Source organism: Planctomycetia bacterium (assembly GCA_021413845.1).
Classification (GTDB): Bacteria; Planctomycetota; Planctomycetia; order Pirellulales; family PNKZ01; genus PNKZ01.
In genome coordinates this window covers 246,464-257,210 of sequence record JAIOPP010000006.1, presented here as the reverse complement: position 1 = coordinate 257,210, position 10,747 = coordinate 246,464, and the positions used below count along the sequence as shown (strand labels likewise).

Sequence of the window (10,747 nt, the reverse complement as noted above, 5' to 3'; positions counted from 1 at the left end):
GATATGCGGCATCAGCCGGCGGTTTTCGGGAACCAGCCTCAGGCGCCGGATTCCGGAATTTGTTCGGATCGCTGTAGCGTCCACTTCGCGGGCGAGTCGGAGAATGCTCGGCGGGTCGTGCGGTGCCATTCGTCGGGCTTCCTTTCGCGTGATCGTTTGATTCCCAGGTGCGAATCGCGGCATGCCAATCCTTGATCTTGTTCTTCCCCCGCATCCAGCCGGTGGACTCGTAATGATCGAGGAACCGTTGAGGGTCGATGCCGTTACGACGCTCAGCGCAGAATGAGGCGACTTGTTCAATCGTCGGAGGGATGGAAAGACGGATTGGCTTAGGTGCCTTTGGAGGGTCGCCCTCGGGCGGCCTCTCTCTCTTTGTTTCCTAATTCTTTGTTACTAATTCTTTGTTTGGGTCCGGTTGCTGCGCCGGTTGCCGGGCCGGTTGGCGAGCCGCTTTCTTCGTTAGTTGCTGCGCCGCGATTCTTTTTGCGCGTCTGATAAGTCGCCCAGTTGCAAATGGTTACGATCGAATAATGGGGGTCCGATTCGATCGATATTTGCTGGTTCGCTTTTAGCTTGGCAAGCCACCTTCGGATGGTGCTTTTGGGGTGCCGCAGTTTTTCGGCCAAACTTTGCGTTCCGATGATGCATTGGCCGACGTCGAGCAGCACCTTTTTTGTTCCCCGGCCCGTGCGAATCGTCACCTCTCGCGGCTTGTGGCAGGCCTTGAGGAGCAACAGCACGAACAATCGGAAAACACCTGCATCGAGGAACACCGCCGACTCGATGATGCTCCGGTAAATCAGCACATAGCCTCTACGGCATTTCGCGCTGCGATCCTGCTCGGCAGTCTCGGATGTGCCGACGCTCATGCGCCACGTCGCTTGCGCGGGTCGCGCATCGTGTTCTTGCGGCCGAGGATGATCGGCAGTAGCTCTCGGAGCACCTCGCCGATATGGACGGGGTCGGCAGGGATCGGTCGTCCCTCGGGCGCTGACTCATTGCGGCTGCGGCGATCGTCGGAATAGAAATAGCGATTACTATCTGATAACATTCGTGGGTCCTTTGATACTCGCCGCGGCCGGTGTGTGAAGCACTTGCCGCGGCTTTTTTGCGCGGCTCGGTCGCAGCTGATGGTGTCTAGTCGGCTGCGAGCTCGCGCTCGGCGCGGGAAATCGCGGCGGCACGCTGCTTAGGCGTCTCAACCTTTACGGCGGTCGCTACGGCCTGGTCGCTGCCGCCTGTGCGGGCATCAAGAAATGCCCGCACCCATGACGCGCGGTTCCAAAGCTTGTTTCCGAGGCGGACATGCCGGAGCTTGCCTTTTAGGCATAGGCGCCAGATCGTGCTGTCGGACGGGGTCCAGCCCTCTCGCCGCAGGGGATCACGGATCGGTTCGAGCGGGTCGGCCTCGATACTGAGAGCGTCGACATTAGCTAGGGAGGCGGAAGACGTGGTGTGCATGGGTATCCTCGCAGGTGATGGCGGATGACAAGGTCTGCGACTGATTCCATCATCTTTGCTCAATCAATGATTGAGCGTGCGCTAGGCGTGCGCTGGGCGAATATCGATATTCTGATACTCGATTGCGTAACCCCGACCCGCCTTTTGCGCCATTCGTATCCCTCTTTTCCAAAGAGATACGTCTTCCCCTTTCAGAAAATCTGGCGGGTTCTTGTCTCGCTGTCCAACGAGAAAGGCCAAATACTTAGGCGCTTCGCTGCCTCCCTTTTGCTGCAGCTCCGGATGTAGTAGCCCGTCAGGTCCTGCGTCAACCAAGGCTTGCACGGCTTTGTAGTAGGCTGGCGTTAAAATACTCACTTCGCGACCGCAAACGAGCGGACGTTGGCCCCGACCACGTAACTCGACAAGAGGTTGCGGTGCTGATTTAGAAAACGTGTTTCTCTCGTCTGCTGCGGGTATGGCGATCGTCGGCCCCGTTAGGACCGATCGGCACCGCAACAATTCTAAACGCCCGGCTCCCCAATCCATCTGCGCATACTCTTCAGCGCTCGGAGTAGTCTTCAATACGCCGATATCGCAGATGCGCAACTCGCATAGCCGTTGAATAATAGCCCACGCGTCGCGGGCACAATCGGCCGGAAGCGATGACCCCATGTCGCCGAATTCGACGGCCATCAGTTCTAAACCTGAACTGTCAAGCAATTCAAAGAGCTCATCGATCCATTCGAGGACCGACGACGCGTTCACTGCGGTCGGATAGATCGGCGACGTCCATGAACTATAAGCGTCGCGACCAGGAAGTATTCCAAGCCCCCTTAGTTTCGAGTCGCGCTCGTCGCGCTCCGACATCATCGACGCGATCAATGCGGAAGGGTTGGCAGCTTCTCGCTCGGTTGCCGCGCGCTGCTCTTCGGCTTCGGTCGACACCGGTTCGTCGTCGGCGTCATGGGCTGCTTCCGCGAGGATATCGCGAGAGACCTCGATCGCCGTGCGGCTAGGTTTCTTGATTCGTAGCCGCCCCTGCCCTGCCGCTGGTGAGATTTCCGCAGGTGTCGCCGGTTCGTCAGCACCCGGTTTCGTACGAGCGGCAGCGCGGGTTTTCTTCGCCATCGGAGCCTCAACCGAAAGTGACGGGCCGACCGATCGGAGCCGCGGCGGTTGAGAGTTGAGAACCGAAGCTCCGATCAGTCGTTCGGCGAGGATCAGTCGCCTACCCGAAATCGAATCGCGCACATTTTACCAGCGCGGCCAACTTTTTGGTTCCACGCCGGGGAAAATGCCGTCATTCCGTGGCGAATCGGCTTTGGGATGATTGTTCCCACCCTCATCTCCCTTGTGCAAAATCCTCTTACGCAAATTAACACCCGGTGCTGTAGCGTCGCTTTTCGTCTCGTGATTCCCAGGCTCCGAAAAAACGCTACAGCACCGTCCCCACTGCCGAGCGCGACACGAGAAGTGGATTATCGCTCGTAAGCACACGTCAACTCATGTCTCGTGCGGAACGTGGGGGCGTCTGAAACACCGCACTATGGTCGTTCCGATGCGAATAAGCTTCAGCCGTCGGACGCAGCATTTACTGTTTAACGCCCTTCGAGCGCAGCAAAGCCTTGGCGGGCTCATATCCCTGATCGGCTGCTCGCAAATACCAAGCGAGCGCTTCGACTCGACTTGCAGCAACTCCGCGCCCCGTCTCATACATATAGCCGAGAGAGTACTGTGCATGGGGCAAGCGTTGTGCGGCAGCAAGGCGAAACCAGTCGATCGCGATGTTGTCGGCCTGCTGCACTCCTAATCCTAACGCGATCATGCGCCCCACGTTGCATTGTGCTTCCGCCGAACCGGCCTCGGCCGCGCGACGATAGTTCTCCATCGCTTTTCCGTAGTCTTTCGGAACCGATCGCCCATTTTCATAGAACACGCCCAATTCATTGAACGCGGCGACATATCCGGCATCGGCGGCGAGTTGAAACCATTGCATCGCGGTCGCTGTGTCGGCTTGCACGCCGATGCCGTCGCGGGCCACGACTCCTAAGCTATGCTGACAGGCGGCGGAACCTTTCTCGACTCCGGCTTGATACCACTTCAACGCTTGTTCCTGATTCTTAGGGATTCCTTCTCCCAAGATGTGCATCACTCCCAAATACATGTAGGCATCGAGCACACCTTCTTCGGTAGCTTCGATCAAGAGTCGCACCGCTTCCGGTCCGTTCCGCTCGACCCCGCGCGCATCGCGATAGGCTTTTGCGAGCTCGACCTTGGCTTGCGCGGCTCCGCGCGCGATCGCTTGCCGATAATATTCGACCGCCTTGGCGTGATCGACGGGAACGCCGCGCCCGCTGGAGAACAACTGCCCCAGCAAGAGCGACGATTCCGGATGGTCGAGCTGCGCGGCGGTGTGCAGAAATTCGGCCCCCTTGCGTTCGTCTTTCGTAGTGCCGGTGCCGTTGATGTAGCAGAGCGCAGTGCCGTAGTAGCCCTGTGCATAGCCGGCGTCGGCGGCCCGGCGATACCACTCGAAAGTCTGCGCCGGATCGCGGGGCATGCCTTCTCCTCGAGCATAGAAATCACCGAGCATTACCATGCCCGAGGGTTCGCCCTGCTCGGCGGCGCCACGCGCGAGACGGATCGCTTCGGCGAGATCTTTTTTCACGCCTCGCCCCGTGCGATAGAGTTCGGCTAAAGCCACCGCCGCGACCGGCTCGCCTTGATCGACGGCTTTGCGAAACCAGGCGGCCGCTTGCTCATCGTCTTTCTTCGTTCCCAAGCCGTCGCGATAGATTCTTCCCAAGTCGTATTGTGCCCAAGGAACGCCGGCGGCGGCAGGTGCTTGAGCGAGTTCGATGAAGCGCTCGTCGGCAAGTCGCGGCTTAAGAAGGACGGCGACCTCCGCGCGCTTGCCTTGGCGAACGAACGTGATCCGAATGCGATCTTCCGCGCGCGCTTGGGCCAATCGCCGCGTCAACGTTTCAAATGTTTCCAACCAGATATCGTCGACTCGCACCAGTACGTCGCCGACCTTCAAGACGGCATCCTCCGCAGGGCTTCCGGGATAAACTAAGCGTACGACCAAGCCCATCGTGCGCGGCAAGCCCGCTTTGCGGCATTCCTCCGTCGTCCCTCGACGAACATGCGCGCCGAGCCAAACGCGGCTCTTCGTAGTCGCGTCCGCCGCAGAATTCGAAACCGCATTCGTCGGCGCATTATTTTCCGTCAGCAAATTCGGAAGGGGAGTCTTCGGCACCGCGGCGGGCATGGCTTCGGCGGCTCGAACCACGATCCGTGCGCTCTGCCCGACGATCACTTGCGACGTCGCCTCGTCGATCGTCGCGCGCAGAGAGTCGCTCGCCACGGACGACACCTTACCGACGGCGACCGCGGCTTCTTCGCCGAGTTCCGGTATGACGGTAAAGATCTCGACACGGTTGCCGACTCGTGCCTGATCCTTCGCTGCTACGCTGATCGTCACGTCGCGATCGGCAACGGCCGTGACTTTGCCGAGGAGTTCTTCTCCCCGTGCCGACGGCATCGCCGAGCGGGCTCCGACGATGAACAGGATCAATGCCGAGATCTTCGCAGAATTTCGCATGGAAGCTCGATCCTTCAACGCTGATTAATGATGTCGTCCCATTCCGCCGCCCCCGCTGCCGCCGAAAATATTTCCGATGGCTTCTCCGACGGCACGCCAATCGACGTCGCTCCCGCCCCCTCCATATCCTCCGTAGCCACCGGAACTGCGACCGAAGTTGTCGGCATTGCGTGCCGCTTCGGCTTGGCGAAATTTTTCGTCGATGCCGCGCGCTTGATCGACGATTTCCGACTCGGAAGCCGCCTCACGAGCACGGCGAGCGAGATCGGCATCGGGATCGAACAACAACTCCGGCAACGAGGGGAGCAGGCCGAAATTCGGTAACTGCGGTATATCGCCCCAGCCGTCGTTTTCGGCGAAGCGCGGACCAGGCTCGACCGGCGCACTATCGGGGCTGTCTCCTAAAAACTTCCCGAGCCGCTCGCCGGTCGCCGGTATGCCTTTGATCGTCACGACCGCGGTGCCGCCGGCGGCACCCCATTGCGAGCCGGCCACCATGCCCGGAAATACGCCGGGCCCTCCCGTCAACACACCGCCGATCAATCCTCCGGCGATCCCTCCGAGCACTCCGCCCCCCACGGCCCATTTACCGCTTTCGACGAGCCCATCCTTATAGCGCTCGGCGATCGCGCCCGGAGTCGTCCGGCCGTTGTAAAGGTCGGCGACATCCATTCCTCCATTGAGCGCCGTAACGATCAAGCCTCCTTTTCCGATGCCGCGTAGGGCATCCGCCGGCCCGCCGACGCTCACCGCGATGAACCCGCCGCGACCTCTCGCGCCGCCGTTCGGGCCCCCATAACCGCCGCCGCCGCGCGTCGAGCGAGGAAGTCGAATTTCCTTTTCTCCCGGCGGCGGCTTCAAGATCAAAGCCGATCCCGGCGGTGCGCCAAGCGGTGGATGTGGGTTGAGTTCGATCACGTTACCGGCCTTCGCCAAGTCTCCGGCCGGCGCGTTGAACGAATTGGTCGCCACCTTCGGCGTGCCGATTCCCGTCGGAAAGCGATTGCCTGATCCCGGCGCAAGTGTCGTCACGTGCATGTCGCCGCCGCGCGGCACGATCCCTTGTCCTTTCGCTGCCGCACCGACCACCGCCCCACTGAATTCGGGATTCGTGAAATGGTGGATCTTCGCAGTGGGATCGAGCCCGACAGGTAATTGCGTCGGAGACGGCCCCATTCCCTTCAGCATGTTGACTCTCAATCCCTCTGCTCCCCAAGGGTCGACCAGCTCCAGCGGATTGTTCAGCGCATACAAGTAAGGATTCAACGTCCGAGGCTCTACGAGGCTCGGTGCCGCGGGATCTTCCGAGAGAAACCGTCCGAGTCGCGGGTCGTAATAGCGCGCGCGGTTGTAGTAGAGCCCCGTCGCGGTATCGTATTCTCGACCGGCGAAGCTGAACGGCGCGATCGCTTGACCGGTCGTATTGCGCGGCGTGCCGAAAGGGTCGTAATCTTGGGCTACGGTGACGGTACCCGCGGCGTCCGTCAGGCGGCGGACGCTGCCGAGTCGATCGGCGTGGAAATACGACCAGTTTCCGTCGCGCGACATCGCCAAAGGTTGATCGACGTCGGGACCATGCACGAACGACGCCGTGACCTTGAGCTCGCCGTCCAATTCCGCCAAGAGATGCGTGCCGTCGCCGACGAAATGCTTGATGCCGCGCGCATCGCGACGCCAAATCCGTTCGCCCGTCGGGGCGTAGCCGTATTCGATCTTCTTTCCGTCGACAAGCTCGACCCGCACTAATCGGTCTTCCGTATCGTAAGCGTAGCGGATCGTGCCGTCAGGGCCTCGGCGTTCGATCAAGTTTCCATTGGCATCGTGAAGAAAAGTCTCCTTGCCGGCACTCAGCAATCGATCGGCAGGATCGTAGCGGTACTCGACCTTCGCATCCGAAGTCGTCAGCGAGCTCCGATTTCCTCCGGCCGAATACGCGTATCGAACGGCCGGACCATCGCCGACGCTCTCTTCGATCAATTGGTTGGCGTCGTCGTAGCGATAGCGAGCCGTCGGGCCATCGACCTCGCTGCTCATCGTCCGATTGCCGGCTGCGTCGTAGGCATACGTCCAGCCGGCGATCATTTTCTTCTTTGCATCGACATAGGTGAGGCGCAACGGTCGGTCGAGCGCGTCGTACTCCCAACGAACTTCCACGCCGTTCGGATAATGAGCCGCCGTTCGTCGATTCTTTTCGTCGTAGCTCAATCGTATCGCGCCGCCGTCGGCCGGCTGAATGCTCGTCATCCGATCCGCTTCATCGTATTCGTACGTCACGACTCGGCCCGCCGGATCGGTGAAGCGAATCAAGCGTCCGGCCGGATCATATTCATACCCGAGCGAGCGCTTTATCGTCGGATACTCGATGCGCACGACTCGATCGGCTTGGTCGTATTCGTAACGTATCGGAAAACTGCCGTCGTCGAGTTCCGTCAAACGACCGACTGCATCGTACCGAGAGTGAACGACCTTTCCGTCGCTTAGCTCTTTTCGTACGATCCGCCCTGCTTGGTCGTAATGGTATTTCGTAACTTGTCCTTTGGCGTCGGTCGTGCTTGCTCGTCGACCCGCGGCATCGAACGACGAAACGGTTTTGCCGCCGTCCGGACGAACCGAGTTCACGACGTTGTCCAACGGATCGTAAGCGAATTGAGTCTTGCCTCCGGCCGGATGGTAGGCCGTCGTCAGACGTCCGGCCGCGTCGTATTCGTAGCGTGCTTGATCTCCGACCGGTGTAGCGACGGAGATCTGCCGGTCCAGCGCGTCGTACGTTCGTTGCGTCGACTTGCCGAGAGGATTCGTAACGCTCAGCAGATTGCCCGCCGAATCGTAGCCGTACGTCGTTCCGGAGGCGCCGGCATCGCTTGATTTCGTCAATCGTCCGGCGGCGTCGTACGTGAACTCCTCGCCGACGCCGAGATTGTTTTTCTTGGTTGCGAGGCGGCCTACCGCATCGTATCCGTAACTCATCCGCAAGCCGGTCGGATGCTTCTCTTCAACGCATCGGCCCGAGCCGTCGTAGCGATAGGTCGCGACGATCCGATTGCCGCGACGCACACTCATGAGATTTCCGGCCTCATCGTATTCGCGGGTATCGACTGGGCTTGGCGGCGTAACGATGCGCTGCGGTTTGCCGCTCAAGGTGTATTCGATGTTCGTCTTCCGCTTTCCTTCCGTGCGGCTGCTCATACGGCCGGTGGCATCGTAGTCGTATGTAGTCGCGATGCCCGACGCGTCGATACTTTTCACAAGCCGACCGGCCGACGAGTATTCGTAGGAGGTCGAACTCCCGTCGGGAACCGTTATCCGAATCGGGCGCCCTTGTGTGTCGTAGGCGGTCGCCGTTTTCCTGCCGAGCGGATCGATCTCGACCGTCCGACGCCCGGCGGCATCGTACTCGTAACGGAAAACTCGACCAAGCGCGTCGGTCTCTTGCGACAATCTGCCGGCCGGATCATAAGCATAGCGTACGACTCCTCCGCTCGGATCCTCAACGGCGCTCACTCGCCCGCGCAGATCGAAAGTGGTTCGCGTCGTTCCGCCGCGTGGATCGGTCTCGTGAACGACGCGTCGGCCTTTTCCCTGCTCATATCGGTAACGAACGGCGGCGCCCATGGGATCGGTAACGCTGAGCAGTCGGTCTTGCGCATCGTAAGTACTCAGCGTGACACCGCCGGCGGGATCGGTTTCGCGAGTCGGGTTGCCCCGCGCGTCGTATGCGAAGCGACGGACGCTTCCCTCGCCGTCGCGCTCCGACTCGCGCCGGCCGGAGGCATCGTACATGAAGAATTGTTTGCGGCCGTTGCCGTAAACGAGCGAAGCGACTTGTCCGTCGGCATCGTATGTGAACGTGGCCGAGTTGGCGGGATCGAACGAGTCGACGATCCGCGTCGGCCGGCGTCGATCGTCGTATTCCATCGTCTGTCGTCGACCGTCGGCCGGTACGATCGCAGCGACCAGCGACGACTCGCCAAGATACTCGAAACGGGTCGTTCCCGTCGCCGGCTCGGTCACGCTGCGCAACCGTCCTTGCGCATCGTAGCTGTTCCGCAAACTCACGCCCGTCGCACCGGCAAGCGCCGTCACACGCCCCGCGGCGTCGTATTCGAGCGTGGACTTGTTGCCGAGCGGATCCGTCACCTCGGCACGGCGACCATCGACGCTCCACACGGTCGTCGTATCATGTCCTGCGCCGTCGGTTCTACGAAGTGTTTTCGTCGCGTCGTCGCGGGCATACGTCTCGGTCGTACCGTCCGCGAATGTTCGACTACGGACTCGCCCTTGCGGATCGTAAGCGAACTCGGTCGTACCGAATTGCGGATGATCGATCCGAGTCAACGCTCCTGCCGCGTCATACGCATATCCGACTGAGAGTGATTCTGCAGCTTGTTCGTCGATCGGCTGCGCTGCTTCGGGACCGTAGCCGTAGCGAACGATGCTCCCCGTGGAACTTTCAACGGCGACGACACGACCGCGCGCATCGTATCGAAGCTGGAGCGTGGTTCGGCAAGGTCCGTTAAGTCGAACGAGTCTCCCTGCGGCGTCGTATTCGAGCGCGACGAGTCCGCCGTCGAGTTTCCCTCTGCCGTTCTCGTCGCGCTCGACCAGCCGACCTTGGGCATCGAAGCGTTCGATGGTCCCGTCAGGCATCGTCCACACGAAGCGCTCGCCGTCGCTCGTCAATCGATCTCCCGATGCTGCACGGTATCCGCCGGCCTCGGCATCCGCTTCGAACGTCACGCTTCCCGTGAACGACAAGATCGTGGCTTGCTTGGTCGAACGGTCGAGTCGGCGTTGCCAGTTGTGTCGCCATCCCCCTCCGAGCGAGCCGGCAAAGTCGACTCCGTCCCAAGTCCGAATCCAGGCGAGCGAGATACGTCCGGCCGCAATGCGCAGGTCGGTCGCTGCGACGAGCAGCCTTCCGCTCCGTTCATCGACGATCGCTTCGCCGTCGTCGACGAGCGGCGATGCCCGAACCTGCGTAAGCTCCGGATTAGTCACACTCGCGGACGATGCATAGACGACGATCGCCACTGGTTCGCCGAACTTCAGCGCGGCATCGGGTCGAGGATGCTGCTCGTAGACGATCCATTTTTGCGCAGGCGAAGGGGCGGCATTTCCCAAGAGAAATTTAGTTGTGAGTCCCGCCGCCTTAAGCGCCGCCTTCGCTTCCGCCGCCGACTTCCCGATCAGTAGCGGAACCTTCGTCGCGTCGGAGCGCAGCACACGGCCATCGTTCGCGAGTTGCGACGAACGATCGAGCGGAGTCGCCTCGGCATACAACGTCATCAGCACCACCGAGCCGCGCGGCAACGAACGTCCTACTGCGGGCTCGACTGCATAAACGGTTAAGGCGGTCGTGGCGGAAGCCGCCGGCTTTCCCAATTGAAACTTCGTCACGAAGCCGGCCGCCGTGAGAGCGGCTCGAGCCTCCTTAGCCGTGCGACCCAGGATCGCTGGGATCACCGCTTCGCCTGAAGCAGCGGCGGGAGGTTCCTGAGCGCACAGCGCCGATGTGAACGAGCCGACGACAATCAAAGCGACGAGCAGAACGACGAAACGAAGGGCAACTAGTCGCATCGCAGCAGTCCTTATCAAAGACGCAGGCGAATCTTCGGTCTGATGGAAATTGTAATGCGACGATAAACCGCAAGATATATCGAGACGCATTTATTAAGAATCGGCCGTATGTATCCGGAGCCG

At 60.6% G+C, this 10,747-nt stretch carries 6 protein-coding genes; all 6 read right to left on the bottom strand.

The annotated features are described in order from the left end of the window. Window positions 1–329: 329 nt before the first annotated feature. The 6 genes from K8U03_01405 to K8U03_01380 all read right to left on the bottom strand — a co-directional run bounded on the left by K8U03_01405 (window position 330) and on the right by K8U03_01380 (window position 10,624). Window positions 330–869 carry a hypothetical protein gene (locus K8U03_01405; GenBank protein ID MCE9603540.1) on the bottom strand — a complete coding sequence of 180 codons (540 nt, stop codon included), beginning with the start codon at window positions 867–869 and terminating at the stop codon, window positions 330–332. Beyond that, window positions 866–1,051 (bottom strand): hypothetical protein, encoded by a 186-nt coding sequence (locus tag K8U03_01400; GenBank protein MCE9603539.1) that lies wholly within the window; start codon window positions 1,049–1,051, stop codon window positions 866–868. The genes K8U03_01405 and K8U03_01400 overlap by 4 nt, the downstream gene beginning before the upstream one ends. 86 nt (window positions 1,052–1,137) lie before the next feature. Then, the gene (locus tag K8U03_01395; protein ID MCE9603538.1) at window positions 1,138–1,461 is read right to left on the bottom strand and encodes a hypothetical protein; all 324 of its coding nucleotides are present in this window, start codon (window positions 1,459–1,461) and stop codon (window positions 1,138–1,140) included. Window positions 1,462–1,542: 81 nt separating this feature from the next. Further along, window positions 1,543–2,571, bottom strand: a complete 1,029-nt coding sequence (locus tag K8U03_01390; protein ID MCE9603537.1) for a hypothetical protein — start codon at window positions 2,569–2,571, stop codon at window positions 1,543–1,545. Between the two features lie 463 nt (window positions 2,572–3,034). Beyond that, entirely contained in the window at window positions 3,035–5,047 is a 2,013-nt protein-coding gene (locus tag K8U03_01385) for a PDZ domain-containing protein (protein MCE9603536.1), read from the bottom strand. A 24-nt stretch (window positions 5,048–5,071) separates the two neighbouring features. Further along, window positions 5,072–10,624: a PASTA domain-containing protein gene (locus tag K8U03_01380; GenBank protein MCE9603535.1), complete on the bottom strand. Its 5,553-nt coding sequence runs from the start codon at window positions 10,622–10,624 to the stop codon at window positions 5,072–5,074. Between the last annotated feature and the right edge of the window lie 123 nt (window positions 10,625–10,747).